Annotated in this window: 24 protein-coding genes and 1 pseudogene; 15 read left to right on the top strand and 10 right to left on the bottom strand. The window is 74.4% G+C overall.

Features of this window, described 5'->3' with window-relative positions:
* Window positions 1-14: 14 nt before the first annotated feature.
* From PUR71_RS38395 to PUR71_RS38385, 3 genes are all read right to left on the bottom strand, one after another.
* Window positions 15-1472 carry a phytoene desaturase family protein gene (locus tag PUR71_RS38395; protein ID WP_329931915.1) on the bottom strand — a complete coding sequence of 486 codons (1458 nt, stop codon included), beginning with the start codon at window positions 1470-1472 and terminating at the stop codon, window positions 15-17.
* Window positions 1469-2623 carry an ABC transporter ATP-binding protein gene (locus tag PUR71_RS38390; RefSeq protein WP_329931914.1) on the bottom strand — a complete coding sequence of 385 codons (1155 nt, stop codon included), beginning with the start codon at window positions 2621-2623 and terminating at the stop codon, window positions 1469-1471. Before PUR71_RS38390 ends, PUR71_RS38395 begins: the two co-directional genes overlap by 4 nt.
* Before the next feature lie 84 nt (window positions 2624-2707).
* The gene (locus PUR71_RS38385; RefSeq protein WP_329931913.1) at window positions 2708-2890 is read right to left on the bottom strand and encodes a hypothetical protein; all 183 of its coding nucleotides are present in this window, start codon (window positions 2888-2890) and stop codon (window positions 2708-2710) included.
* A 95-nt stretch (window positions 2891-2985) separates the two neighbouring features.
* Between PUR71_RS38385 and PUR71_RS38380 the strand changes: the two are divergent.
* Together PUR71_RS38380 and PUR71_RS38375 are read left to right on the top strand one after the other, a co-directional pair.
* Window positions 2986-3165 (top strand): annotated as a pseudogene (locus PUR71_RS38380) (response regulator transcription factor); the annotation flags it as partial.
* Between the two features lie 202 nt (window positions 3166-3367).
* Window positions 3368-4573 (top strand): glycosyltransferase, encoded by a 1206-nt coding sequence (locus tag PUR71_RS38375; RefSeq protein WP_329931912.1) that lies wholly within the window; start codon window positions 3368-3370, stop codon window positions 4571-4573.
* Between the two features lie 78 nt (window positions 4574-4651).
* Here PUR71_RS38375 and PUR71_RS38370 read toward each other — a convergent pair whose 3' ends face one another.
* Window positions 4652-5380 (bottom strand): hypothetical protein, encoded by a 729-nt coding sequence (locus tag PUR71_RS38370; RefSeq protein ID WP_329931911.1) that lies wholly within the window; start codon window positions 5378-5380, stop codon window positions 4652-4654.
* Between the two features lie 371 nt (window positions 5381-5751).
* On the opposite strand from PUR71_RS38370, the gene PUR71_RS38365 reads away from it, so the two are divergent.
* Window positions 5752-6642 (top strand): hypothetical protein, encoded by an 891-nt coding sequence (locus PUR71_RS38365; RefSeq protein ID WP_329931910.1) that lies wholly within the window; start codon window positions 5752-5754, stop codon window positions 6640-6642.
* A gap of 249 nt (window positions 6643-6891) precedes the next feature.
* Here the strand turns inward: PUR71_RS38365 and PUR71_RS38360 are convergent, their stop codons facing one another.
* Window positions 6892-7308: a DUF5997 family protein gene (locus tag PUR71_RS38360; RefSeq protein ID WP_329931909.1), complete on the bottom strand. Its 417-nt coding sequence runs from the start codon at window positions 7306-7308 to the stop codon at window positions 6892-6894.
* Window positions 7309-7375: 67 nt separating this feature from the next.
* On the opposite strand from PUR71_RS38360, the gene PUR71_RS38355 reads away from it, so the two are divergent.
* Window positions 7376-8143 carry a LysR family substrate-binding domain-containing protein gene (locus PUR71_RS38355; RefSeq protein WP_329932046.1) on the top strand — a complete coding sequence of 256 codons (768 nt, stop codon included), beginning with the start codon at window positions 7376-7378 and terminating at the stop codon, window positions 8141-8143.
* Between the two features lie 109 nt (window positions 8144-8252).
* A complete protein-coding gene (locus PUR71_RS38350) occupies window positions 8253-8822 on the top strand; it encodes a DUF421 domain-containing protein (RefSeq protein WP_329931908.1) in 570 nt (189 codons plus the stop codon).
* Between the two features lie 12 nt (window positions 8823-8834).
* On the opposite strand, the gene PUR71_RS38345 is transcribed toward PUR71_RS38350, so the two are convergent.
* On the bottom strand, window positions 8835-10166 hold the full coding sequence (locus tag PUR71_RS38345) for a cytochrome P450 (RefSeq protein WP_329931907.1): 1332 nt from the start codon (window positions 10164-10166) through the stop codon (window positions 8835-8837).
* Window positions 10167-10421: 255 nt separating this feature from the next.
* Between PUR71_RS38345 and PUR71_RS38340 the strand changes: the two genes are divergently transcribed.
* On the top strand, window positions 10422-11825 hold the full coding sequence (locus tag PUR71_RS38340; protein WP_443077724.1) for an amidase: 1404 nt from the start codon (window positions 10422-10424) through the stop codon (window positions 11823-11825).
* A gap of 50 nt (window positions 11826-11875) precedes the next feature.
* Here the strand turns inward: PUR71_RS38340 and PUR71_RS38335 are convergent, their stop codons facing one another.
* Entirely contained in the window at window positions 11876-13852 is a 1977-nt protein-coding gene (locus PUR71_RS38335) for an FUSC family protein (RefSeq protein ID WP_329931905.1), read from the bottom strand.
* A 475-nt stretch (window positions 13853-14327) separates the two neighbouring features.
* Between PUR71_RS38335 and PUR71_RS38330 the strand changes: the two genes are divergently transcribed.
* From PUR71_RS38330 to PUR71_RS38310, 6 genes are all read left to right on the top strand, one after another.
* The gene (locus tag PUR71_RS38330) at window positions 14328-15368 is read left to right on the top strand and encodes a phytanoyl-CoA dioxygenase family protein (RefSeq protein WP_329931904.1); all 1041 of its coding nucleotides are present in this window, start codon (window positions 14328-14330) and stop codon (window positions 15366-15368) included.
* Window position 15369: 1 nt separating this feature from the next.
* A complete protein-coding gene (locus tag PUR71_RS38325) occupies window positions 15370-16686 on the top strand; it encodes a DUF6271 family protein (RefSeq protein WP_329931903.1) in 1317 nt (438 codons plus the stop codon).
* A gap of 23 nt (window positions 16687-16709) precedes the next feature.
* Window positions 16710-18020 (top strand): type III PLP-dependent enzyme, encoded by a 1311-nt coding sequence (locus tag PUR71_RS38320; protein ID WP_329932045.1) that lies wholly within the window; start codon window positions 16710-16712, stop codon window positions 18018-18020.
* Complete coding sequence (locus PUR71_RS41425; RefSeq protein WP_443077723.1) at window positions 18017-18565, top strand: GNAT family N-acetyltransferase; 549 nt, start codon at window positions 18017-18019, stop codon at window positions 18563-18565. The genes PUR71_RS38320 and PUR71_RS41425 overlap by 4 nt, the downstream gene beginning before the upstream one ends.
* Before the next feature lie 5 nt (window positions 18566-18570).
* Window positions 18571-19779 carry an MFS transporter gene (locus PUR71_RS38315; protein WP_329932044.1) on the top strand — a complete coding sequence of 403 codons (1209 nt, stop codon included), beginning with the start codon at window positions 18571-18573 and terminating at the stop codon, window positions 19777-19779.
* 294 nt (window positions 19780-20073) lie between these two features.
* Window positions 20074-20814, top strand: a complete 741-nt coding sequence (locus tag PUR71_RS38310; protein WP_329931902.1) for a PIG-L deacetylase family protein — start codon at window positions 20074-20076, stop codon at window positions 20812-20814.
* Here the strand turns inward: PUR71_RS38310 and PUR71_RS38305 are convergent.
* From PUR71_RS38305 to PUR71_RS38295, 3 genes are all read right to left on the bottom strand, one after another.
* Window positions 20811-21509 carry a DedA family protein gene (locus tag PUR71_RS38305; protein ID WP_329931901.1) on the bottom strand — a complete coding sequence of 233 codons (699 nt, stop codon included), beginning with the start codon at window positions 21507-21509 and terminating at the stop codon, window positions 20811-20813. The genes PUR71_RS38310 and PUR71_RS38305 overlap by 4 nt on opposite strands.
* Window positions 21510-21559: 50 nt before the next feature.
* Window positions 21560-21763, bottom strand: coding sequence for a DUF1918 domain-containing protein (locus PUR71_RS38300; RefSeq protein WP_329931900.1), 204 nt, complete (start codon window positions 21761-21763; stop codon window positions 21560-21562).
* Window positions 21764-21880: 117 nt separating this feature from the next.
* The gene (locus tag PUR71_RS38295; protein WP_329931899.1) at window positions 21881-22537 is read right to left on the bottom strand and encodes a TetR/AcrR family transcriptional regulator; all 657 of its coding nucleotides are present in this window, start codon (window positions 22535-22537) and stop codon (window positions 21881-21883) included.
* A gap of 216 nt (window positions 22538-22753) precedes the next feature.
* On the opposite strand from PUR71_RS38295, the gene PUR71_RS38290 reads away from it, so the two are divergent.
* The 3 genes from PUR71_RS38290 (at window position 22754) to PUR71_RS38280 (ending at window position 25885) form a co-directional block, all read left to right on the top strand.
* Window positions 22754-24094, top strand: a complete 1341-nt coding sequence (locus PUR71_RS38290) for an aldehyde dehydrogenase family protein (RefSeq protein WP_329931898.1) — start codon at window positions 22754-22756, stop codon at window positions 24092-24094.
* A gap of 37 nt (window positions 24095-24131) precedes the next feature.
* Window positions 24132-24890, top strand: coding sequence for a maleylpyruvate isomerase family mycothiol-dependent enzyme (locus PUR71_RS38285; protein WP_329931897.1), 759 nt, complete (start codon window positions 24132-24134; stop codon window positions 24888-24890).
* Between the two features lie 236 nt (window positions 24891-25126).
* Window positions 25127-25885, top strand: coding sequence for a DeoR/GlpR family DNA-binding transcription regulator (locus PUR71_RS38280; RefSeq protein WP_329931896.1), 759 nt, complete (start codon window positions 25127-25129; stop codon window positions 25883-25885).
* Window positions 25886-25897: the final 12 nt, after the last annotated feature.

Raw genomic sequence — 25897 nt, 5'->3', positions numbered from 1 at the left:
AACGGGCGGAGCGGCTAGGCGTCCGGTCCCAACTCCGGTGCCTCCCGCAGCCCGTGGTGGCGTCGCAGTGCCGCCAGGGCCGCGTGGTGGCCGCACATGCCGTGGACGGACGGGCCCGGCGGCGTCGCGGCCGAGCACAGGTACACACCGGGCAGCGGGGTCTCGTACGGGTTCCAGCGGGCCACCGGGCGGGCCAGGGACTGGCGGAGCGTGAGGGCGCCCGCGCCGATGTCGCCGCCGACGTAGTTCGGGTTGTACTCCTCGTACTGCCGCGCCGACAGGCCGCGCGAGGCGACGATCGTCTCGCCGAAGCCCGGCGCGTACTCCTCGATGCGGCGGCGGATCAGGTCGACGGGGTCGCGCGGGTCGCCGTGCGGGACGTGGGCGTAGGCCCAGACCGGGCGTCGGCCGCCGACCTCGCGGGTCGGGTCGGTCACGGCCGGGTCGACGACCAGCACGAACGGGTCCGCGACCGGGAGGCCGGCGGCCGTCGTCGTCTCCTGGCGGACGACGTCGGCCCGGGTGCCGCCGAGGTGGACGGTGCCGGCCCGGCCCACCAGCGGGTTCGTCCAGGGGATCGGCCCGTCGGTGAGGAAGTCCGCCTTCGCCGCCCCCGGCCCGTACCGGTAGCGGCGCAGCGCGCGCCGGTAGCGCTCGGGGAGCCGGGGGCCGGCCAGGGCGAGGAACTCCTTGGGCCCGACGTCGAGCAGGACGAGCGGGACGTCGCCGAGTTCGGCGAGGTCGCGGATGCGCTGCCCGGTGTGGAAGACGCCGCGGTGGGCGGTGATGTCGGCGGCGAGGGCGTCGGCGATGCCGGCGCTGCCGCCCTCGGGGAGGGGCCAGCCGGTGCTGTGCGCGGTGTGGGCGAGCAGGAGCGCCACGGCGGCCGAGGTGACGGAGGGGAGCTTGCCGACGGCGTGCGCGGCGACACCGGTCAGGAGCGCCCGGGCGGGTTCGTGGCGGAAGAGCCCGAAGGGCGTGAGCCGGGTCGCGAGCGTGGGCACCCGCGCTCCGAGGAGCAGGGGCGCGAGGAGGTCGCCCGGTACGCTGCGCTGGTCGGACAGGAGCAGGTCGACGACGGCGGGGGAGCGGTCGGCGAGCGGCCCGAGGAGCTGCATCCAGCGGCGCCCGTCGGGGCCGAGGTGGGCGGCGGTGCGGCTCAGGCTGCGCCAGGCCGCGGCGGCCCGCCCGCCGGGCAGCGGGTGGGCGTAGGGGATGTCGGGCTGGAGCAGCCGGACGCCGCGCGCGGGCAGGTCGAAGCGACGGAAGAACGCGGAGGCGGCGGCCATGGGGTGGACGGCCGCGCAGACGTCGTGCCGCACGGCGCTGTCGAACAGCGCCGTGGTGCGCAGCCCTCCGCCGATGGTGTCGGCGGCCTCGAAGAGGACCACGCGCAGCCCGGCCCGGGCGAGGGTGACACCGGCGGCGAGCCCGTTGGGCCCGGTGCCGACGACGGCGGCGTCGAACGTCATGCGGCGACCCCCTGGTGTTCGGCGAGGCGCCGGTACAGGCCGCTGTCCTCGCTGAGGCCGGCGTGGGTGCCGACGGCCTGCACGCGGCCGCGGTCGAGCACGATGATCCGGTCGGCCTGGGTGATGGTGGAGAAGCGGTGGGCGATGGCGACGACGGCGCGGTCCCGGGCGATGGCGGCGATGCTGTCGCGCAGCGCCGCCTCGGAGGCGCCGTCGAGGCTCGCGGTGGCCTCGTCGAGGAGCACGATCCGGGGCTTCTGCAGCAGGGTGCGGGCGCTGGCCAGGCGCTGGCGCTCGCCGCCGGACAGGCCGGTGCCGCGCTCGCCGAGCTCGGTGTCGAGGCCGTCCGGGAGGGCGGCGACGACGTCGGTGAGGCCGCGTTCGGGGACGGTCAGCGACACGTCGTGGAGGACGGGGGCGTCGCTGCCGGGGTAGGCGAAGGTCACCCCGTCGAAGACGAGACCGTGCCCGTCGACGGCGGCGTGCGCGGGCGGTCCGGCGTCCTCCTGCTCGATCGCCCCGAGTTCGGAGAGGCGGTCGAGGGAGGCCCGGCCCTGCTGGAACTGGGCGATCGACATGAAGAGCATCACCAGCGGTGCGACCAGGTAGAACAGGTACATCATGAACGACATCAGGTCGGCGGGCGCCATGGCACCGGTCGCGACGCGGGCCATGCCCCACGCGATGACGACGGTCAGGGCGATCTGGGTGCCGACGTTCATCGCCGGGGTGAGCAGCGCGGACAGGGCCGAGACCCGCACGCCGGAGCGCCGGGCGCGGTCGGCGAGGACGCCGAGGTGCTCGGTCTCCCGGTGCTCGGCGCGGGAGGCCTTGACGGTCGGCAGGGCGCCGAGGACGCGCATCAGGGCGGAGCCGTAGACGCCGGTGTCCTCCCGGTTGGCCGTCGCCACGAGCCGCACCCGGCGGGCCAGCAGCAGCGAGACGGCGCTGGCGGTGCCGAGGCAGGCGAGGGTGGGGGCGAGCAGCAGCGGGTCGATCCAGGCCATCATCGCGATGCCGCCGACGACCATGAACGCGCTGGGGGTGGGCGCGAAGAAGCGCCAGTTCGGCAGCAGCGAGAAGGTGTCCTTGAGCTGGAGCCGGTTGAACGCGGGGTGCGGGTGCTGGGTGGCGAGGGTGCCGAGCAGCATCGCGGCCCCGGCGATCCGCCCGCGGCGCCCTTGCCCTTGAAGACCGCTCTGCCGGTGAACACGGCGCGCACGTCGGGACGGGGGTCACTTGGCGGCCTCCTGGCCGGCGGGTCCGGTGGGTCCGGCGGGTCGGGCGGATTCGGCGGGCCGGGCCTCGGCGACGGCGGTGAGGAAGCCGGTGATGAGGTCGGCCGCCCGGTGCGCGAAGCGGCTCTGGGTGAGCAGGGTGTCGTGCCCGGCGTCCTCGACGGCGCGCGTCCTCGTCATCGCCGCCATCGCGATCGCGATCCCGCCGGCCTTCGCGCTCCGTCCTGGACCTCCAGATGCCCGAGCGCGACGGTGTCAGCGTGGCCAGCGAGCTCGCCCGCGAGGCCGACATCCTGTCCCTCGCCGCCGACGGCGCCCCCGTCCTGGAGATCGCCGAGCGCGCGGCCCTCGCCCCGGGGACCGTCCGCAACTACCTGTCCTCCGTCACCACCAAGCTCGGCGTCGAGAACCGCCACGCGGCTGCCCGGCTCGCCCGCGGGCGCGGCTGGATCTGACGGGTCGGCGGCGTTTACCGATCGTCAACAACCTTTCCCTACGGTGAGCCGGTGGGGGCCGCCGGCCGGCGGTGCCCCACCACGCCTTTGACCAGGGGAGATTCCACTGTCCAGGATCATCGCCGCCGCCATCCCGGCGCACGGCCACGTCGGCCCGCTGCTCGCCATCTCCGCCGACCTCGCCGCCCGCGGCCACGAGGTGGTGTTCCTCGGCGGCGGCCGTTTCGCGCAGGCGGCGGAGCGGGCCGGGGTGCGCTTCGCGGCGCTGCCCGCGGAGGCGGACTTCGACGACCGGGACCTCGACGCCCGCTTCCCCGGGCGCTCCGACCTGCCGGCCGGGCCCGCGAGGATCGCCTTCGACGTCAAGCACGTGTTCACCGACCCCGTCCCGGCGCAGTACCGCGCCCTGGAGGAGCTGCTGGCCGGCTTCCCGGCGGACGCGGTGGTCGCGGACGCGTTCTTCCAGGGCGCCCTCGCGCTGGCGCTGAGCCGGCCCCGGGGGCAGCGGCCCGCCGTGGTGGGCGTCGGGGTCGCGCCGCCGATGTTCCAGAGCGTCGACACCGCGCCGTTCGGCCTCGCCCTGCCGCCGCTGCCGGGCGAGGCGGGCCGGGCGCGCAACCGGGCGCTGTACGCGGAGGTGAACCGGCGCGGCGAGCCGCTCCAGCGGTACGCGGAGGAGGTGTTCGCGGGCCTCGGCCTCACCCTGCCGCACGGCCCGCGCGCCAACGCCATGGTGACGGTGCCGGACCACTTCCTCCAGCTCACCGTGCCCGGCTTCGAGTACCCGCGCGGGGACGCCCCGGAGACCTTCCGGATGATCGGCGCGCTGCCGCCGGCCGTCGGTGCCGAGCACGGTCTGCCCGCCTGGTGGCGGGAACTCGACGGCAGCCGCCCGGTCGTCGTGGTGACCCAGGGCACGCTCGCCAACGACGACCTCGGCGAGCTCGTCGCGCCCACCGTGACGGCCCTGGCCGACCGCGACGTCCTGGTGGTCGCCGCCACCGCCCGCCCCGACGGTCCGGCCGAGCTCGCCGGACTCCTCGGCGCACTGCCCGGCAACGTCCACGCCGTCTCGTACGTGCCGTTCGACCTGCTGCTGCCGCACGCCTCCGTCCTGGTCAGCAACGGTGGCTACGGCGGCGTCCACACCGCGCTGCGCCACGGCGTGCCGCTGGTGGTCGGCGGTGCGAGCGAGGACAAGCCCGAGGTGGCGGCCCGGGTGCAGTGGTCGGGCGCGGGGCTGGACCTGCGCACCGGGCGGCCGGAGGCCGCGGCCGTCGCGAAGGCCGTCGACGAGGTGCTGGCCGACGGCCGGTTCCGCGAGCGGGCCCGCGCGCTGGCCGCGGAGCTCGCGGAGCACCGGCCGTTCGACGCCGTGGCCGAGCTGGTGGAGTCGCTCGGCGCCTGACCGGAGGGGGACCGTCGCCAGGAAAGGCCGTCGGTCGCGGGGCCCGTCAGTGCCGGGTGGGCGCGGACGGGCGCCGGCTCACTGGTCGTCGCCGTCCGCGTCCGGTCCGGCGGCCGGCGCGCCGCCCTTGCCGATGCCGAGCTTGGCCTCGGCGGTGGTCCAGTCGGTGGCGATGGCCTGCTGGACGGCGGCGAGGGTGGCCTGGCCCTTGCAGAGCGCGGTGTGCAGGTGCGTCTCGACGGTGTCCTTGGGGTTGTTCGGGCCCTTGCCCGGGACGTGGTCGGGGGAGGGCGGCTGGGTCCACAGGTTGCGCGGGTCGTTGGGGTCGCCGCCGAGCTGAAGGCTGATCAGGTGGTCGTACTCGGCGTCGCCCATCGGGCCGCTGTAGCCGTAGGACTTGGCGTTCTCGGCCTTCTCCTTGCCGGTGATGCTCGCCGGCGGGCGGATCCCCGAGGTGTAGCCGCCCGGCTTGCAGACGGTGTCGTTCAGGTTGGCCTGGGTGACCGCCGGGCTGGTCGCGCCGGGGGTGCAGTTCGGGTCCGGCAGCGGCTGCTTGTCCGCGGTGTAGCGGTACTTACAGGTGCCCGCGGCGGGCTGGGCCTGCACGTCGTACGAGGGCTTGGGGCCGACGCCGACCGGGATCGCGTGCCCGCCGGCCGCGTCGCCGGCCGCCGGGGCCGAGCCCTTGGCGGCGGCGCTGGTGGGCGCGGGCTTGGCGGTGTGTCCGGTGTCGGACGAGCAGCCTGTGGCCGCGGCGAGCAGGACGGCCGCGGCTATGGCCAGGGCACCGCGAGCGGGAGCCGGCACGAGTTCCTCCAGATGGGTGTGCGTGAGCTGCGGGCCGGCGGGCCGCCGGATACCGCGCCAGCGGACACTACCGTGTCAAAGGGGCCAAAGGGGTGACGCCACGTCGGGCGCGGGAGGCCCTGGCCCGGCGTGCGGAATCGTTCCGCCGTGCCCGCCGTCATGGTCGCCCCCGAAGCGCCTGACGTCGGGCGGAGTAACCGAGCAGGGCGGGGCCCGCCGGGCGTGCGTAGCTTCGTCATCGAACGACCGTTCATCGCGTTCGCCCGCGTCCGACACCTTCGGCGCCCCCTCCGGCGCGACGCCTCCGGGCGCCCGTTCCGCCCCGTTCCGACCCCTTCCGGCCCCTTCTGACCCCCGATCCGGAGTCACCCATGCGGATCCCCGCCCTCGTCGCGGCAGTCGCCCTGCTGCCGCTCTCCCTGACCGCCGCGCAGGCCGCTGAGGCCGCCGCCGGCCCGACCCACCGCTCGGCCCACCGCTCGACCCACGCCAAGGACCTGAGCGTCCAGGTGAGCCCGCCGTCCTTCCCGACCGCGCCCGGCGCCGTCGGCACGATCCTGGTGACGGTCTGCAACAACGGCTCGGAGACGCCGGCCGACGGCGCGACCCTGGTGGTCAACGGCCCCGGCGACCCGGGACTGGTCCTCAGCACGGACCACGCCGGACCGGTGGACGGCGGCTGGAACTGGATCCGCTTCACCGTCGCCAAGGGCCTGGCACCGGCCGGCTGCGAGACGGAGAGGCTCTACGGCAAGACCATCAGCACCACCCCCGGCCCGAAGACCTACCCCGGCGGCACCGCCGTCGTCACCTGGGACGCGGACCAGAACCCGAACGACGACTCGACCACCTGGAGCTGGGACACCTCCGCGCCCGTCACCGACGCGGTGCTGGAGCTGTGGCGGCCCCCGAAGCCCGCCGCGCCCGGCGATCCGGCCGACTTCGAGGTGCTGGAGCGCAACCTCGGCCCGTCCACCGACTACCCGTGGCGCGGCCGGCTCGTCGCCCAGCTCCCGCCCGGCTCCAAGTGGCTTGACACCGCGCCGGGTTACAACAGCTGCGCGATCTCGGCCGACGGCACCACGGCGACCTGCGACGACATCGTCGACAACACCTGGTCCCAGTACAACCGGGGCTTCGCGCTCCAGGTCGACCCGGCCGCGAGCCCGGGCACGAGCATCGCCGCGACGCTCACCTACCAGGCCCCGGCCAATCCGGACCCGCACGCGTTCGTGCTGACGGTGCTCATCCCGGTGTGCTGAGGGCCCGTCCGGGGGTGGGGCCGCCCTCCGTGCGCCGCGATCCAGTCCGTGACCAGCTCGTCCAGCACGCCCAGCGGCAGGCTGCCGTGCCCGATCACCTCGTGATGGGACTCCTCACCTGACGGCTCCGCAACCCTGTGACGGCGTCGACCGTTGTGGGTTCCTGCAGTTCGCCCGTGACATGACGATGCCGGTTCCCGGAGCCCAGGGGCCGCGGGAACCGGCATCGGTCGTCCGGAGCGGGGAGCGTCAGGCCTTCGCGGCCTTGGCGGCGGCCTCCGCGGCCTCCTTCTCGTGCTTCGCCTTGATCCGGGCGGTCTCCTTGCGGACGTCCACCTGGTTGGCGCGCTCGTGCTGGAGCCAGAGCGGGTTCTCGGCCTTGATGGCGTCGATCTGCTCGGTGGTGAGCGCCTCGGTCACCCCGCCGCGGGCCAGGCCCGAGATGGAGACGCCGAGCTTGGCGGCGACCACCGGCCGCGGGTGCGGGCCGTTCTGGCGCAGCTCCTGGAGCCACTGCGGCGGGTCCGCCTGGAGGGCGCTGAGCTCCTCGCGGGAGACCGTGCCGTCCTGGAAGCTCGCCGGGGCCGCGTCGAGGTAGATCCCCAGCTTCTTGGCCGCCGTGGCCGGCTTCATGGTCTGGCTGGTCTTCTGCTTGAGCGATGTCATGAGGACAAGGGTAAGGGAGCGCGCGGGCGCTCCCCGTCACGGTCGGTAGCCTTGCCCTGTGACAGACATGCAGGTGAACCCGTCCTTCCGGCTCGCGTACGTCCCCGGCGTCACCCCCGGCAAGTGGGCGCGCGTCTGGGGCGAACGGCTCCCGGACGTTCCGCTCGCCCTCCTCGCGGTGCCCGCCGCCGACGGCGAGCGGCTGCTGCGGGAAGGGGACGCGGACGCCGGGCTGGTGCGGCTGCCGGTCGACAAGGACGTGCTGAGCGCCATCCCGCTGTACACCGAGACCACCGTCGTCGTCTTTCCCAAGGAGCACTGGCTCGCGGCCGCCGAGGACGACGTCGCCCTCGCCGACCTGGCCGACGACGTCGTGTTCCACCCGCTGGACGACACCCTCGGCTGGACCGACCTGCCCGGGCGCCCCGCCATCGAGCGCCCGGCCACCACGGGCGACGCGATCGAGCTCGTGGCGGCCAACGTCGGCGTGCTGCTGGTGCCGCAGTCCCTCGCCCGGCTGCACCACCGGCGCGACCTCACCTACCGGACGGTCGCCGACGCGCCGCAGTCGCAGGTCGCGCTGTCGTGGCCGCAGGAGCGGACGACGGACCTGGTGGAGGAGTTCATCGGCATCGTCCGGGGGCGCACGGTGAACAGCTCGCGCGGGCGCGGCGCCGCCCCGGCCCAGGAGCCGAAGAAGGCCGCTCCGGCCCGCAAGCCGCAGCCCCAGAAGGCAGGGCAGAAGGCAGGGCAGAAGACCACCGGGCAGAAGGCCGGCCAGAAGCCGAAGCCGAACGCCGCGGCCAAGCGCGGCAAGCCGAGGCGCGGCCGGTAGTCCGCGCCTCGGTGCTGGCCGGGGCCCGGCGGGGCGCGTACCGTCGGTGCCCGCCCCGCCCGGCCGGGGCGCAGCCGGGAGCCGAGTCGAGGGTGCGAGGAGAGCGGCCATGTGGCACGACCTGGTAGTCGTCCAGATCCCGATCGTCGAGAAGGTCCTGCGCACGATCGCCGTCTACGCGCTGATCGTGGTCCTCTTCCGGATCGCCGGGAAGCGCGGGCTCGCGGGGCTGAACACCTTCGACATGGTGGTCGTCTTCCTGCTCTCCAACGTCGTGCAGAACGCGATCATCGGCAACGACGACAGCCTGCTCGGCGGCGCCATCGGCGCCGTCACCCTGATCGCGGTCAACTCGGCCGTGACCCGCTGGCTCGCCCGCGACCCCCGCGCCGCCCGGCTGTTGGAGGGCACGTCGACGACGGTCGTGCGGAACGGCGAGCTCGTCCCGGGCGCCCTGCGGGAGCTCGCGCTGCGCCCGTCCGAGCTGGAGCACGCGATCCGGATCCAGCACGGCGACGACCTGAGCGACGTCGCCCGCGCCCGCCTGGAGCCGGACGGCCAGCTCCTCGTCACCCTCAAGGCCGCCGAGCAGAGCGCCACCCGCGGCGACATCGAGGAGCTCCGCCAGCGCCTGGACACGATCGAGCGCCTCCTGACCGACCTCGGCCGACGGGCCTGACCCGCTGCCCCCTCAGCGGCGGCGGGTGAGCGTGGCCGTGAACGGGCGGGGGCGCATCGCGGCGCTGCGCATCGGGCGGACGGGGCGGCCGGGGGTCGGGGTGAGCGTCCAGCGGGCGGCGATGGTCGCGATGGCGAGGACGGCCTCCGTCGTCCCGAAGGCGTCCCCGATGCAGCGGCGGGCGCCCGCGCCGAAGGGGGCGTAGGTGCCGAGCGTGGGGCGGGCGGTGTCGAGCCAGCGGTCCGGGTCGAAGCGGTCGGGGCGGGGGAACAGGTCGGCCCGGCGGTGCAGCAGGTAGGGGCTGAACAGGACGGTCGCGCCGGCCGGCACGTGGTGGCCGCCCAGCTCGGTGCCGTCCCCGGTGACGACGCGGCTGAGGAGCCACGAGACCGGGTAGAGCCGCAGCGTCTCGTTGACGACGCGCGCGGTGAGCGGCAGGGCCGGCAGGTCCTCGTGGCGGGCGGGGCGGCCGTCGAGGACGGTGTCGAGTTCGGCGTGCAGCCGCTCGCGGACCGCCGGGTGGGCGGCGAGCAGCGTCCAGGCCCAGGAGAGCGTGGCGGCGGTGGTCTCCATCCCGGCGAGCAGGAAGGTGATCACCTGGTCGTGGATCTCCTCGTCGGTCAGCCCGCTGCCGTCCTCGTCGCGGGCGGCGAGCAGCATCGAGAGCAGGTCCCGGTGGTCGGTGCCGGCGGCGCGGTAGTCGGCGACGAGGCGGCGGGTGATCTCGGCGAGGTCGGCGCGGGCGCGGTGGTAGCGGCGGTTGCCGGGGGTGGGGATCCGGTCGGCGCCGGGCAGCGGCATCATGATCCGCCGGGCGACGCCGTGGGTGACGACGTCCATGGCCCGGTGGACGGGCAGCGACCCGGCCCGCTCGTGGGCGGCGAAGAGGCAGCGGGCGGTGACGGCGGTGGTCAGGCGGTACATGGCGGCGGGGACGTCGACCACCTCGCCGTCGCGCCAGGGCGCGGTGACGTCGACGATCTCGTCGGCCATCATGGCGGCGTAGCCGGGCAGCCGGTCGCGGTGGAAGGCGGGCTGGACCATCCGGCGCTGGCGGCGGTGCGCGGCGGCCGGGCAGGTGGCGAGGCCGTCGCCGAAGACCTCGCGGGCCTTGTCGACGACGAGCCCGCCCTTGTCGTAGGTGCGGTCCTCGGTGAGCATGCGGCGGACGAGGTCCGGGTGGCAGGCGACGTACGCGTCCATCGGACCGAGCCGCAGCCGCACGAGGTCTCCGTGGGCAGGCAGCCCGGCCACGAACTCGTACGGGCGCCGGACGAAGGCCGGCACGTGGCCGAGCAGGGGCAGGGCGCCGGGGGCGGTGGCCGAGGTGTACTGGTGGGGCACGGGCGTCACCTTGGGGGTGCGGGGGCAGGTGATCGGCAGCTTCCCCGGCGGGAGTCGGCGAAACGAGCGCCGGGCGGCGGGCTGGTGAACGCGGGGGCGTGCGCCGAACACCCGTGCGCCGTCCGGGGGTTGGCCCGGAAGGGGTCGGCAGGGGCGGTCGGCGGGGTGGAGCGGGGACTATCCGCGGGCGCGGTCGCGCGCCTAGACTGCCACCCTCTTGCGAGACTACCGGTCAGTAGGAATTGGGGAGTGGGGATGGCCGACGAGCGGGTCCACGCGTTCACCGACGACGCCCTCGGCGAGCACGACGCGGTGGCGCTCGCCGCCCTCGTGCGCGCCGGCGAGGTCAACCCCCGGGAACTGGTCGCCGCGGCCGTGGCCCGCGCCGCCCGCGTCGACGACACGCTGCTGCCCCTCGCCCACGACTCCCACGACCGGCCGCGGATCAGCCGCGCGGGCGTCGGCGGGCCCTTGTGGGGCGTCCCGACCTACCTCAAGGACAACGTCGACCTGCGCGGCCTGCCCACCGCCAACGGCAGCGCCGCCTACCGGGCCCGGCCCGCCCGGCGCAACGCCCCCTTCGCCGACCAGTTCCTCGCCACCGGCCTCGCCGTCCTCGGCAAGACCCGGTTGCCCGAGTTCGGCCTCAACGCCTCCACAGAGTTCGCCACCGCCCAGCCCGTGCGCAACCCGTGGAAGCCCTCGCACTCTCCCGGCGCCTCCTCCGGCGGCGCGGCCGCCCTGGTCGCCTCCGGCGTCGTGCCGATCGCGCACGCCAACGACGGCGGCGGCTCGATCCGGATCCCCGCCGCCTGCTGCGGCCTGGTCGGCCTCAAGCCCACCCGGGGCCGGCTGGTCACCAACGCGCAGAGCGGCAAACTGCCGCTCGACATCGTCACCGACGGCGTCGTCACCCGCTCCGTGCGGGACACCGCCGCGTTCTTCGCCGCCGCCGAACAGCACCGCGCCAACCCGCGGTTGCCGCCGATCGGCCTGGTCGAGGGCCCCGGGCGGCGCAGGCTGCGGATCGGCCTCGTGGTGGACTCGCCGATCGCCAAGACCGACGAGCCGACCCGCCGCGCCGTCGAGGAGACCGCCGCCCGCCTGGAGGCCCTCGGCCACCACGTCGAACCGACGACCCTGCCCTTCGACGAGGAGTTCTCCCGCGACTTCGTCTCCTACTGGGGCTCCATCGCCTGGGCGATCGCCGTCACCGGCAAGCTGATGCTCGACCCCGGCTTCCGCGCCCGCGACCTCGACGGCCTCACCACCGGCCTGCGCCGCGGCTACCAGCGCGAGTTCCGCCGCACCCCGGGCGTGCTGCGCCGCCTGCGGGCCGCGGAGGCCACGTACGCGGGCATCTTCCGCACCCACGACGCGATCCTGTCCCCGGTGCTCGCCCACGTCGCCCCGCCGATCGGCCACCTGAGCCCGAACGTCGCCTACGACGAACTGATCGAGCGCCTGCTGCGCTACGTCGCGTTCACCCCGGTCAACAACGTCACCGGCGGCCCCGGCATCGCCCTGCCCACCGGCGCGGCCCAGAACGACCTCCCGATCGGCGTCCACCTCTCCGCCGCCCACGGTCAGGAGCGCCTCCTGCTGGAACTCGCCTTCGCCCTGGAGGCCGACCGGCCCTGGCGCCGCATCCAGGACTAGCCGGTCCCTACCCGGCGGGCGCACGAACCTCGCCGACGGACACGCCCTCGCTACCCGGTGGGTGCCGCTACCGCGCGGGCGGCGCGGACCTCGTGGTGGACGCGGAACAGGGCGCAGTCCGGCGGCAGCGGCGCCTGCGGGCCGGGGGCGGGCAGGGCGGCGCCGGTGCGCAGGGCCTGCGCCAGGTCGCTCAGCTCGCGGGTGATCGCGGCCACCTCGGCCCGGGACGGGACGGGCGCGCCGTGCTCGACGCGCACCCTGGTCGCCGTCGTGGTGTCGACGATCCGCTCGACGGCGATCACCAGCGGCCACCACGCCTGTGCCCGGGTGCCGACCGGAGGGGGCTCGGTCAGCGCGCGCTGGAACTCGCTGCGCACCGTGGAGAGGTCGCGGTAGAGGCGCCGCCGGTAGCGGGCGCGGCCGGGCTCGTCGCCGCCGGGGCCGGTGGTGAAGGCGAGCGAGACGTAGGAGGCGGTGTCGGCGACGGCCTCGGCCAGGCGGTCCCCGATGCGGGTGTGCCAGCTCTCGGGCCACAGCAGGTAGCCGGCCAGCAGCGAGATGGCGCAGCCGATCAGCGAGTCGACGAGCCGGGGCAGCACGAGGTGGAAGCCCTGGTGGTTGAGCAGGTCGGAGAGCATCAGGATGACCGGTGTGATGGCGGCCGTCTGGAACGCGTACCCCTTGGCGGACAGGATCGGGATCAGCGGCGCGAGCACCGCCATCACCGGCACGTCCCACCAGCCGTGCGGCACCTCGGCCAGCACGGGCATCGCGATCAGCAGCCCGGCCGCCGTGCCGAAGGCGCGCAGCACCGCGCGGGAGAACACCGAGCCGAAGTCGGGCTTCATGACGAACGTGACGGTGAGCGTGACCCAGTACGAGCGGGGCACCGCGATCACCGACACCAGCACCTGCGCGAGGCCGATGCACAGCGCGAGCCGCAGCCCGTACCGCCAGGACGCGCCGGACAGCAGCAGGGCGCGCGCCGTGCGCCGGGCGCGTTCGTGCAGCCCGGCGGGCCGGCCGAGGCGGTCGTCGGCGGCGTACGGGTCCGGCTGGTCCTCCCGCACGACGGTGGCGGCGTGCCCGATGGCCTCGTGCAGGGCGCGGGTGGACGGCCCGGCGGGCACGGGCAGCTCGGGCGCCGGCGCGGGCCCGGCGCGGCCCGCCTCGACGGCGTCCGCGAGGCTGCGCACCGCGGCCGGGTAGGCGGCCGGCAGCGGCCCGAGGTCGCTCGGGCGCAGCTGGGCGGCCGAGGCCGCCTCGACCACCGGGATCACCGCGTTGAGCTGGGCGAGCAGCCGCACGAGGGTGCGCGAGCGGCCGTGGCGCCGGGCCCGGCGGGCGAGCAGCAGGTCGTAGGAGTGGTTGAGCGACTGGGTGAGGGCCTGGCGGCGCGCGTCGTAGCCGGGGGAGCCGGTGGCCTCCAGGAGCTCGGCGACGGCCCGGTACGTGCCGGCGACGACCGCGCGCTCGGGCGTGCCGCCGCGCAGCGGCCACGCGAGCAGGGTGAGCGCGAGCACGACCCCGCCGCCCGCGAGGAGCAGCAGCGGCGGCAGCCACCACGGGGACGGCAGCGGCAGGCCCGCGCCGACCACGGCGTTGAGCAGCAGGAGCAGCCCGGACACCGACGCGACCGCGCCGATCGAGGAGATCATGCCGGAGACCAGCGCGATCAGCGTCAGCGCGACGACGGCCGTCCAGCCCTCGTGGAAGACCAGGGCGCCCAGCAGCACGCCGAGGGCGCCGAACAGCTGCGGCACGGCGATGTTGAACACCCGCATCCGGTAGGCGTCGGCGGTGTCCCCGATGACGCCGGACAGCGCTCCCATCGACACCAGCGCGCCGTACCCGGGCCGCCCGGCGGCCGTCCCGACGGCGAGCGGCGCGGCGAGCGCCACCGAGGCCCGGGCGGCCGCGGCCCACGGGACCGGCGCGCGGGCGGGCCGCAGTCCCGCGGTCAGCCAGCCGGGCGGGGCGAGCCGGGCGGCCCGGGAGCGGCGTGCCGTGCGGATCGGGCGTGCCATACGAAAAAGCTACGGCCAACCGCCGGGCCGGGCCCGCGGGCGCGGGGAAGGCGGTGTTCCCGGTGACCTCCTTCATGGACTCGCTGCCGGGGCAGGCACCCCCGCCGGCGCGGCGGAGGCCCGCCCCAACGTTCGGACGGCCGTCCGGGTTCACATCCGGGCGGCCATTTTTATGTCAATTTCCGAAACAATGCCTCCGGGGTTATGTCCCTCGGCGAAACATAACGCGAACCCCGGCGGTGGCCTTGAGCTGCGCGGATTTCCCTATTGGCAATCCGCAGTGGAGGGTTGACACCATTAGTTGGTCTAGTCCAACGTAGGGGGCGCGCCGTTCGGCGACGGCTGAGGCGGGGTGAGGTGCCCTGCCGCGCCGACGAGTTGGCCGCCCGACCTGGTGAGAATTCCGGTCCGTCGCGCCCGCACTCGTCCATCCGGGAAGTGCCGTGCCGAACACGAACCATGGAGTGACTTGCTCATGCCGAAGCCTGACGGATATCTGCACCGGGCCGCCTCCGAACGCCCCTACTTCAGCGCCGACGGTGAGTCCTACCTCGCGCAGACGGCCCTGCGGGACATCCGGAAGACGCGGCCGCTGCGCGTCCTGTCCGAGGAGGACCTGGAGTTCTGGCGGACGTACGGCTACGTCGTCGTCAAGGAGGCCGTCCCGGCCGACGCGGCCCGGCGCCTGCTCGACTTCGCCTGGGACTTCCAGGGGCTGTCCCCGGACCGCCCCGAGGACTGGTACCGGGAGCGCGACTACCGCGACGAACTCGACCGGCACCTGCACATCTACGGCTTCGTCGAGGCCTACCACCACCAGCTGATCTGGGACAGCCGCCAGTCGCAGCGCGTCTACGACGCCTTCGTCGACGTCTGGGACTGCGAGGAGCTGTGGGTCACCCTCGACCGGCTCAACCTCAACCCGCCCAACGTCCGCAACCGCGACCGCGCGCTCATCGAACCCTCCGACCGCGGCTTCGACATCGAACTGCACTGGGACGTCGACACCACGCTCGGCATGCTGCCCCAGCGGGTCCAGGGCATCATCGCGCTCAACGACACCGAGCCCGACCACGGCGGCTTCCAGTGCAACCCGGAGCTGTTCCGCCGCTTCAACGCCTGGCAGGCCGCCCAGCCGGCCGACCGCGACCCGATCCGCCCGGACGTCGACCGCGCCGAATACCCGGTCGTCCGGCCCGAGTTGAAGGCCGGCGACCTGCTGATCTGGAACGGCCTGCTGGCCCACGGCGTCGAGCGCAACACCTCCGCCGCCGGCGTCCGCGCCGTGCAGTACCTGTCGATGATGCCCGCGCTGGAGGAGGCCGAGGACATGCGCCGCTCCCGCGTCGACTCCTGGCGCACCCTGAGCACGCCGGACTGGAACCGCACCCTCGTCGGCGACGCCGACAAGCCCGAGGCGCTGCGCTACGGCCCCGCCGAGCTCACGGAGCTGGGCGAGAAGCTGCTCGGGCTCAGGTCCTGGCACGACGGGCAGGCCGCCGGGGAGGGGGAGTAGCGTGCGGCGCAGAATCTGCCTGACCCTGCCGACCAACCGGGCCTGCGCCGGGACGATCGCCGGGACCTTCGCCGAGGCCGCCCACGCGGCAAGGACGTTCGGCGTCGAGGTGCACCTGCTCATCCTGGACTCCGCGGACGGCCCGACCTACGACGAGCACGCCAAGGCCGTCGCCGCGCTCCCCGCGGCGGAACACGTCGTCGTCCACCACCTCGACGAGGAAGCCCAGCGGGCCTTCCTGCGGGACGTCATCGCGCGCTCCGGGCTCGACGGCGCGGAGCACCTGTTGGAGCTCATGCTGCCGGACGCCGTGTCCTACGGCGCCTGCACCAACCGCGCGTTCCTGATCGCCGCCGCCCTCGGCTGCACCTCCGTGCACCGCCGCGACTCCGACAGCCACTACCAACTCCTGGACGGCGAGCCGGTGTTCCCCGTCGACCACGAGCTCGCCACCCTCGGCAGGCGGGCCGCCGACGCGGCCGGAGCCGTCACCGAGACCACCCTCGACCCGGCCCACGCGGACAAGCCCGTGAGCCTCGTCGGCGCCTCCTTCGTCGGTGAACTCTCCGTCGACATCGGCGAGATACGCGAGGCCGACCCGGCCGTCTACCACGAGGTCGTCGGCCTCTGGGCGCCCACCGGTGCCACCGAGGAGGAGCGGCGCGAACTCGTCGCCGAGTCCTTCGTCGGGGCCGGGACCGAACCGTTCTCCCGCGACCGCGCCGTCCTCGACCTGCCCGACATCTGGCGCGTCGACATGTGCAACATCGCCCTCGATCACGAGGTCTACGAACGCGTCCCGCTGCCGCCCGCCACCGCCACCATCGGCAGCGACTACTTCCTCCTGCACCTCGTCCGCGACGCCACCCTGCCCGGCGTCGTCCACAACCGGCACATCGTCAACTACTACACGCCGGAACGGCGCACCGGCGCCGGCTTCACCGCCTACCAGCTGCGCTACACGAAGTTCCTCCTCTCCATGCTCTACCTCTACCCGGTCTACTCCGAGATGGAGGCCGCCGGCGACGCGCTGCTCGACACCGGGCACCGCGTGCGCGCAGACGTCATCGCCGAATCCGCCCGTCGCAGCGCCGCGACCGACCGGGCGGAGAACCACCGGCGGCTCGCCGTCCTCGACCGCTGCTACCGGCGACTGGGCGGCAAGTACGCCGAGTTCGCCGACCACCTGGCACCCCTGCGGGAGCGCCTGCTCGACGAGGCGCAGGCGGACATCGAGGACTTCGCGCTGCTGACCGACGCGTGGGGTCCGCTCGTACGGGCGAGCCGCGCCACCCCAGCCGACCGGCTGCCGTGCTAGCCGGGACCAGGAGCCGCACCCACATGTCACGCGAGACTGCCGCACCAGCCGCGAAGCTCCACACGACGACCTTCCACCCGCACACCCCGCACCGCTCCTCCCTCCAGGGCGCCCTTCCGCCCGGCCTCCTCCCGCCGGGACCCGACGAGCCCGCACACGTCCACGACCCCTCGGCGCTGCGTGCCGCACTCGCCGCGGCCACCGACGACCGGATCATCTACGACCTCGACGGCATCGCCGCGCAGTACGCCGCCCTGACGGCCGAACTCCCCGGCATCGACGTCCGGTTCGCCCTCAAGGCCTGCCCGGTCGACGAGGTCCTCGCCCGACTGGCCGGCCTCGGCGCCGGCTTCGACGCGGCCTCCCCGCAGGAGATCGCCCAGGCGCTGCGCACCGGCGTGGGCACCGAGCGGATCCACTACGGCAACACCGTCAAGTCCGACGCGAACATCGCCGAGGCGTACCGGCTCGGCGTGCGCGACTTCGCCACCGACTGCCTGGAGGACGTCGAGGCGATCGCCGACCACGCCCCCGGCTCCCGGGTGTTCTGCCGCCTGGCGACCACCGGTGACGGCGCGCTGTGGGGCCTGAGCCGAAAGTTCGGCTGCGCGCCCGAGGACGCCGTCCGGGTGCTGGAGGCGGCCCGCGCGGCCGGTCTGACCCCGTCCGGCCTGTCCGTCCACGTCGGCTCGCAGCAGATGACCGCCGAGGCCTGGCACGCCGCGATCGACGCGCTGGCCGCCGTCGTCGAGGCGCTCGACCGGCGCGGCATCACGCCCGCGACCATCAACCTGGGTGGCGGCCTGCCCGCCCTCGGGGTGCTCGACCGGCGCGGCCGGGCGCTGCACCCGCCGCTGGACAAGATGTTCGCCGTGATCCGCGAAGGCATGGACCGGCTGCGCGAACTCTCCTCCGCACCCGTGGAGTTCATCATCGAGCCCGGCCGCCACCTGGTCGCCGACCACGGCGCCATCCGCGCCCACGTCGCCCGGCTCACCTCCCGACGCCAGCTCGACGGCACCCGGGAGGACTGGCTCTACCTGAGCTGCGGCAAGTTCAACGGCCTGTACGAGATGGACGAGCTGCAGTACCGCCTGGAGTTCCCGACCCACCCCGGCGACCGGTTCGTCGACGCCGTCGTCGCCGGGCCGACCTGCGACAGCGACGACGCGTACCAGGCGCTGGAGGACGGGCTCGTCCGGGTGCCCCGCGCGGTCGCCTCCGGCGACCCGGTGTGGGTGCACGCCTGCGGCGCGTACGCGACCGCCTACGCCACCCGCGGGTTCAACGGCTTCGCGCCGCTCCCGTACACCTGCATAGGAGGCGGCGAGTGACCGCCGACATCCGGATCCGCCCGGTGCGGGAAGAGGACTGGGACGCCATCGTCGCCCTGGAGGCCCGCGCCTACGCCGACCACGGCCTCTGCGAGGGCCGCGAGGCGCTTCGCTCCCGGCACGCCGCCTCGCCCGGCACCTGCCACGTGCTGGAGCACGCCGGCCGCGTCGGCGGCTACCTGCTCGCGCTGCCCTATCCGTTGTTCCACAGCCCGGACCTGAGCCTCGGCGAGCGGCCGGGCCCGGCGAAGTCGAGCAACATGCACGCCCACGACCTGGTGATCGCCGAGGAACTGCGCGGCCGGGGCCTCGCGCCGCGCCTGATGCGCCACCTGCACGACACCGCGCTGGCGGCCGGCTACCGGACGGTCTCACTGGTCGCCGTCCTCGGCGCCCAGGCCGTGTGGGCCCGGCTCGGCTACCGCGCCAGGCCCGAGGTCGGCCTGCCGGAGAGCTACGGCCCCGAGGCCGTCTACATGGCGATGCCCCTGCGGCCCGCCGCCCCCGCCGTGTTCGTTCCCACCCTCGCCACCGAACTGGGCTGATGCACATGATCCGCGTCCGCGACGACTTCCGCCGACACCAACTCGCCATCGCCGCACTGTTCTTCGTCCTCGGCTTCCAGTACGCGACCTGGGTCTCCCGGGTGCCCGCGCTCAAGGCCAGGCTCGACCTGAGCGAGGCGGAGATCGGGCTGCTGCTGATGACCTGCGGGGTCGGTGCGGCGGTGTCCTTCCCGCTGGTCGCGGTGCTGATGCGGCGCATCGGCTCCCGGCCGCTGTCGGTGCTGTCCGCGCTGGCGCTCGGCGGGGTGCTGCTCGCGCTGTCGGTGGTGCCCAACTACGCCGTCACGCTGCTGGTGCTGTTCTGCGACGGCGTCGCGGTCGGCTGCCTGAACGTCGCCATGAACGCCCAGGGCGCCGCACTGGAGGCGCGCTTCGGGCGCACGACCATGTCCAGGCTGCACGCGACGTTCAGCGCGGGCTCACTGCTGGCCGCGCTGCTCGCCTCGGCCGTCACCGCGGCCACCGACACGATGCCGGTGCACTTCGGCGTCGCGGTCGCGGTGCTGGTCGCCCTGGTCGCGCTCGCCCGCCCGGCGCTGCTGGCAGAGGAACCCGCTGCTCAGGAGGGGGCTGCCCCGGAAAAGAAGGGACGGCGCCGCTTCGCCCTCCCCGCTATGGCGACGCTGTGGATGGGCCTCGCGATGGTCTTCGGCACCGTCACCGAGGGCGCGATGAACGACTGGTCGGCGCTCTACCTCAAGGACGTCGTCGAGGCGAGCGCCGGCATCGCGCCGCTGGGCATCGCCGTCGTCTCGGTGATGATGGTCCTCACCCGGATCTTCGCCGACGGCTGGCGCACCCGCTTCGGCGACGGCCGGATCGTCCGCGCCGGCAGCCTGCTGGCCGCCGCCGGGCTCGCCCTCGCCCTGCTCTCCGGCGGCGTGCTGCCGACCCTCCTCGGCTTCGCGTGCGTCGGCCTCGGCGTCGCCGCCGTCACCCCGTGCGTCTACGTCGCCGCGGCCCGCCGGGGCTCCGACGCGTTGTCCCTGGTGGCCGCGATGGGCACCACCGGCCTGCTCGCCGGCCCCGCCGTGATCGGCTTCATCGCCGACGGCGCCGGCCTGGTCTGGGGCATGGCCGCCGTCGCCGCCTCGGCCGGGATCGTCTCCCTGTGCGCCACCCGGATCCAGTGGCCCACCCCGGCCCCGGCCCCGGCCCCGCTCGCCCCCCAGCCGGCCCCCGACGCGACCTGACGGCGGGCCCCGGACCCTCGCCCGGTACGCCCACGCCCCCGTCGTGGACGTACCGGGCGAGTGCCTTTCCGCGGCACTCGTGCTCAGCCCTCGTCGCCCGGGGCCGGCCCTCCTCAGGCGGGCGCGGCAGCACTCCGCTGCGGTGCCGGGAGGCCGAAGCCTGACGTGCGGGTCAGGGGCAGGTCCGGGACGCGCTCTGACGCGTCGTCTTCTAGGCTCGCTTCCGGAACGAAAGTTCGAAGCAGAGCCGTAGAGCCGTAGAGCCGTAGAGCCGCACCGAGAGGCAGTACCGCCATGAGCGAGCAGGCGCCCGAGCCGTTCGAGCCCGTCGACGAGGACTGGGAGACGGCGCTCGCCGTCGTCGCGCACCCCGACGACATGGAGTACGGCGGGGCCGCCGCCGTCGCGCGCTGGACGGGGCAGGGCAAGAAGGTGGTCTACGTGATGGTCACGAGCGGCGAGGCCGGGATCGACTCGATGGCCCCCGAGGAGTGCGGTCCGCTGCGCGAGGCCGAGCAGATCGCCTCGGCGGCCGTGGTCGGCGTCGACACCGTCGAGTTCCTCGGCCACCCGGACGGCGTGCTGGAGTACGGGCTGCCGCTGCGCCGGGACATCGCCCGCGCGGTGCGCCGACACCGGCCCGACATCGTGATCACGAGCAACTTCCGCGAGACGTACGGCGGGACGATGCTCAACCAGGCCGACCACGTCGCGGTCGGGCGGGCCACCCTCGACGCCGTCCGGGACGCGGGCAACCGGTGGGTGTTCCGCGAGCTGGTCGACGAGGGGTACGAGCCGTGGAACGGCGTCCGGCAGGTCTGGGCGGCCGCCTCCCCGGAGGCCCGGCACGCGGTGGACACCACGGACACCTTCGACCTGGGGGTCGCCTCGCTGCGGGAGCACAAGGCGTACCTGGCCGGGCTGGGCGGCCCGATGGCGGACCCGCGGGAGTTCCTGGAGGGCTTCGGCCGGGGCGCGGGCAGCCGGCTCGGGGTGCGCTTCGCGGTGCCGTTCGAGGTGTTCCCGCTGGGCTAACCGCCGTCTCCGTCGGCGTCCATGTCGGCGTCGGTGTCGGTGTCGGCGTCGGTGTCGGCGTCCTCGCGACGTCGGCGCCGGTAGCGCACCACCTGGCGTGCCAGGAGCGCGGCCACGACGACCCCGAGCCCGATGGCGAACCAGAGCTGGTAGCGAACCGCCGTCCGGTACACCTCGCCGATGTTCGCGCCGGCAAGGTACCCGAACGTCCCCCACACGGCCGTCCAGAGCGCGGCGCCGATGACGTTGAAGACGGCGAACCGCCGCCACGGCATCTCCGTGGTCCCGGCGATGATGCCGTTGGTCTGGCGCAGCCCGTCGATGAACCGGGCCACCACGACGACCGTCCCGCCGTACCGGGCGAAGAAGTCGTCCGCGCGCTCCATCCGGGCGGGGGTGAGCAGCACGTACCGGCCCCAGCGGTGGACGAACGCGCGCCCGCCGGTGCTGCCGATCAGGTAGCCGAGGGAGTTGCCGAGCGTCGCGGCGACAAAGGCGATCACCAGGACGGCGGCGAAGTCGAGGTGCCCGCTGCCGGCGTAGACGCAGGCGAGCACGAGGATGGTCTGCCCGGGCACCGGGATGCCGCAGTTGTCGAGCAGCACGAGCAGCGCCACCGCCAGGTACCCGTAGTGGTCCAGCAGTGGCGCCAGCCCGGCGAGTGCCCCGGGCAGCGGGGTCGCGGGGGCGGACACCGCTCCTCACCACCTCGCCCGGGTCGGGGACGGGGCGGCGGGCGCGTCGGTCAGCGTTCCGCCCGCAGGGATTGCGCGGGTTCGACGTTGCAGTCGGGGCCCGGGTAGATCAGGCCTTCGTGGCCGTCCTCGAAGCGGACGACGTAGGGCGGTTGGCCGTCGGTGCCGCGCACCTCGGTGATGGTGCCCTTCTGGTCCAGCCGGCCGATCGCGTTGCTGTGGATGTGGAGCTGGTCACCTACTGCCGCGTGCATGGGTCTGCTCCTCGGGTCGCGGTGGCCGCCTCGGCGGCCGGTCTGCCTTCCACTGTGCGGCGCGGGGAGCGGCCCCGCAACGCCTCGGGCGGACGGGACGGCCGCGTTCCGTGGGGGCTACGCGAGCTGCTCCGCCAGGTAACCGCGCACCAACCGCTTGCATTCGGCGATCAGCGCCGGGTCCCCGTCCGGGTCTCCCCGGAAGGCCAGTTTGAGGACCGCGTCGGCGGCCTCCAGGGCCACCCGCAGGGCGAGGGTGAGGGCGGCCGGGTCGCTCGCCTCGAAGAGCTCGCCACCGAGCGCCTGGAGGCGCAGCGCGACGGCGGTGTTGTTGTCCACGCCCGCGTCGAGCAGGTGGCGTTCGTCGCGGACTCCGGACGGGACGGTGGCGCCGGCGAGGCCGAAGTCGAGCTGCCCGAAGCCGGGCACGGCGCGCTTCATCGTGACGAACTCGTCCACCGCGAGGTCGGTGAAGCGGGCCGGGCCGACCGGGGCGGCCTGCGCGAGCCGGTCGTCCAGGCGCTGGAGGTAGCGGTCGAGGTTGCGGCCCGCGAGCGCGGCGAGCAGGTCCTCCTTGCCGGCGAAGAACTGGTACAGGGTGCCGATCGGCACCTGGGCGCGGGCGGCGACCTCCTTGGTCGTGAGCGCGGTGGGGCCGACCTCGTCGAGCAGCCCGGCGCAGGCGTCCAGGATGCGGCCGTACCGCTCCTGGCTGCGCTGCTGGACGGGCTTGCGCCGTCCGGGGGGTACGTGACTCCTCGTGTTCGCGCTCATATGGCTCACTGTGCCGTATCGGGCCAGGTGGGGGCGAATCAATGGAGGTACGGGCGGCGCCCGGGGCGGAGGGCCGAACGGCACCTCGCGCGGCACCTCGCGCGGCACCCCGGGGAAATGATTGACAAACTCAACCTTTCACGTCTAGCGTCGGTATTGCTTCAAGTGATGAAACATCGATGTGCGCAAGCCATCCCGAAGGACCGCGAGAACCCCATGACCGCACTGTCCGGATCCTCCGCCCACGCCCCTGTCGCCGAGGACATCCCCACCGCCGTCGCCCGGCTGCGGGCCGCGTTCGGAACCGGCCGCACCCGCCCGCTCGCCGACCGCCTCGACCGGCTCGCCGCCCTGCGCGCCCTGCTCACCGAGCAGACCGAGGTGTTCCAGGAGGCCCTGCGCGCCGACCTCGGCAAGAGCGCCGCCGAGTCCTACCGCAGCGAGATCGGCTTCACGCTCAACGAACTCGACCACACCGTGGCGCACGTGGAGGAGTGGCTGCGCCCGCGCCCGGCCGCCGTCCCCGAGCCGTTCCGGCCCGCCGAGGCCACCGTCGTCCGCGACCCGCTGGGCGTCGTGCTGATCATCGCGCCGTGGAACTACCCGCTCCAGCTGGCCCTGTCGCCGCTGGTCGGCGCGCTGGCCGCCGGGAACACCGCCGTCGTCAAGCCCAGCGAGCTCACCCCCGCCACCTCCGCGGCCATCGCCGAGCTGCTGCCGCGCTACCTCGGCGAGACCGTCGCCGTCGTCGAGGGCGCCGTGCCGGAGACCACCGCGCTGCTGGAGCAGCGCTTCGACCACATCTTCTACACCGGCAACGGCACCGTCGGCCGGATCGTCATGGCCGCCGCGGCCCGGCACCTGACCCCGGTCACCCTCGAACTCGGCGGCAAGAGCCCGGTCGTGGTCGAGCCCGGCGCCGACCTCGCCGTCACCGCCCGCCGGATCGCCCGTGGCAAGTTCCTCAACGCCGGCCAGACCTGCGTCGCCCCGGACTACGTGCTCGCCGTCGGCGACACCGCCGCCGAGCTGGAGAAGGAACTCGTCGCCGCCGTCCACGAGTTGTACGGCGACGACCCGGCCGGCGCCGAGCACTACGGACGCATCGTCAGCGAGCGCCACTTCGACCGGCTCACCGCGCTGCTCGGCGACGGCCGCACCGTCACCGGCGGCACCCACGACCGCGCGGCCCGCTACCTCGCCCCGACCGTCCTCGCCGACGTCGAGCCCACCGCCCCGGTCATGCAGGACGAGATCTTCGGCCCGATCCTGCCCGTCCTCACCGTCCCCGACCTGGACGCGGCGATCGCCTTCATCAACGAGCGCGACAAGCCGCTCGCCCTGTACGCCTTCACCGAGTCGGCGCAGACCAAGCGCCGCCTGGCCGAGGAGACGTCGTCGGGCGCGCTCAACTTCGGCCTGCCGGTCCTGCACCTGGCGATGCCCGAGCTGCCGTTCGGCGGCGTCGGCGGCAGCGGCATGGGCCGCTACCACGGCGAGTACTCGATCGACACCTTCAGCCACCTCAAGGCCGTCGTCGACAAGCCCCTCGTCTGAGCCCCCGCACCCTCTCGAACCCCCGGAGACCACACCGATGAACCCACTCGACCACGGCTCCGCCGTCGCCGCCGAGACCGCCCGCTTCGTCGCCGCCGTACGGGCCGCCGACCCGGCCACCCCGGTGCCCACCACCCCCGGCTGGACCCTCGCCGACCTCGTCCGCCACGCGGGCAGCGTCCAGCGCTGGTTCACCGTTCTGCTGCGCCAGCGGATCCAGGCGCCGCCCACCAGCCGGGACGTCGACCTCAAGCTGCCCGAGCAGGTCGAGGCGTACCCCGACTGGCTGGCCGACGCGGCGGCCGAGGCCGGCGAGACCTTCGCCGCGACCGACCTCGACGCCCCGATGTGGGCCTGGGGCGCCGACCAGCACGCCCGCTTCTGGGTGCGCCGCATGCTGTTCGAGACCCTCGTCCACCGCGTCGACGCCGAACTCGCCCTCGGCGGCAAGGCGGACATCGCGCCGGAGCTCGCCGCCGACGGCGTCGACGAGTTCCTGACCAACCTCCCGCACGCGGCCTTCTTCGCCCCGGACACCGCCGAGCTCCGCGCCGAGGACCGCACCATCCGCTTCGCCCGCACCGACGGCGACGACAGCTGGCTCGTGCGCCTCCGCCCCGACGGCTTCGGCCTCGACCACGACGCCGCGGCCGGCCCGGCCGACGCGACCGTCTCCGCCACCGCCGCCGACCTGCTGCTCCTCCTGTACGGGCGCGTCGACCGCGCGTCGGAGGCCGTGCTCGTCGAGGGCGACGAGGCCCTGCCGGCCCTCTGGTTCGCCAACTCGGCTTTCTGACCGTCGGATTCACCGCGGTTCTCCGCTCGGAACAGCGACCCCGAACAGCCGCCCCGGACCAGCCGGCCCGGGGCGGCTGTCGCTCTCCATGCCGTCCGCCTCGCCATGTTCATTGTTGATTGGTCCATGGCAAATTGCGCAGCTTCGCGCAGGTCGTGATCCCGGGCCGTATGGCGGGTCGTGCGGGAATCACCCAGGACTGCGCAGGTGTCGTGCCCCGGGGCTACACTCCGGTCATGCTCAAAGCTGATCGCGCCGCGCGGATCCTGTCCCACATCTCGGAGGCGGGAAGCGCGGACGTGCACGCGCTCGCCGAGTTGCTCGGGGTATCGGGGGCCACGGTCCGCCGGGATCTCCAGGATTTGCACGATCAGGGGCTGCTGCACCGCACCCGGGGCGGGGCCGTCACCGGGGCGGTCAACCTCGAACTGCCGCTGCGGCACCGCAGCGAGAAGCAGCAGGAGGAGAAGCGCCGGATCGCCCGCGCCGCGGCCGACCTCGTGCCCGAGGGTGCGGTCGTGGGCCTCACCGGCGGCACGACGACGAGCGAGCTGGCCCGGGTGCTGGCCGAGCGCGGCGGCGTCACCGTCGTCACCAACGCCGTCAACGTCGCGGCCGAGCTCATCGTCCGCCCCGAGGTCCGCCTCGTGGTGATCGGCGGCATCGCCCGCTCGGCCAGCTACGAGCTGATCGGGCCGGCGGCCGAACGGATGCTCTCCCAGTACCACTTCGACGTCTCGTTCGTCGGCGTCGACGGCCTCACCCCGCACGAGGGCTGCACGACGCACGACGAGATGGAGGCCCAGACCGACCGCGCGTTCCTGCGCAGCAGCGCGCGGTCGGTGGTCCTGGCGGACAGCACCAAGGTCGGCCGGGTCACCTTCGCGTCGATCTGCCCGCTCGCCGAGGTGCACGACATCGTGACGGACACCGGCATGACGGACGCCCAGGAGAAGGCGATCGCGGACTGCGGGGTGCACGTCCTGCGGGTGTGAACGCCGTTTCAG

Source organism: Streptomyces sp. SP17BM10, from assembly GCF_036322405.1.
GTDB lineage: Bacteria > Actinomycetota > Actinomycetes > Streptomycetales > Streptomycetaceae > Kitasatospora.
The sequence above is the reverse complement of the archived record's forward strand: the minus strand, read 5'-3'. Positions and strand labels throughout refer to the sequence as shown.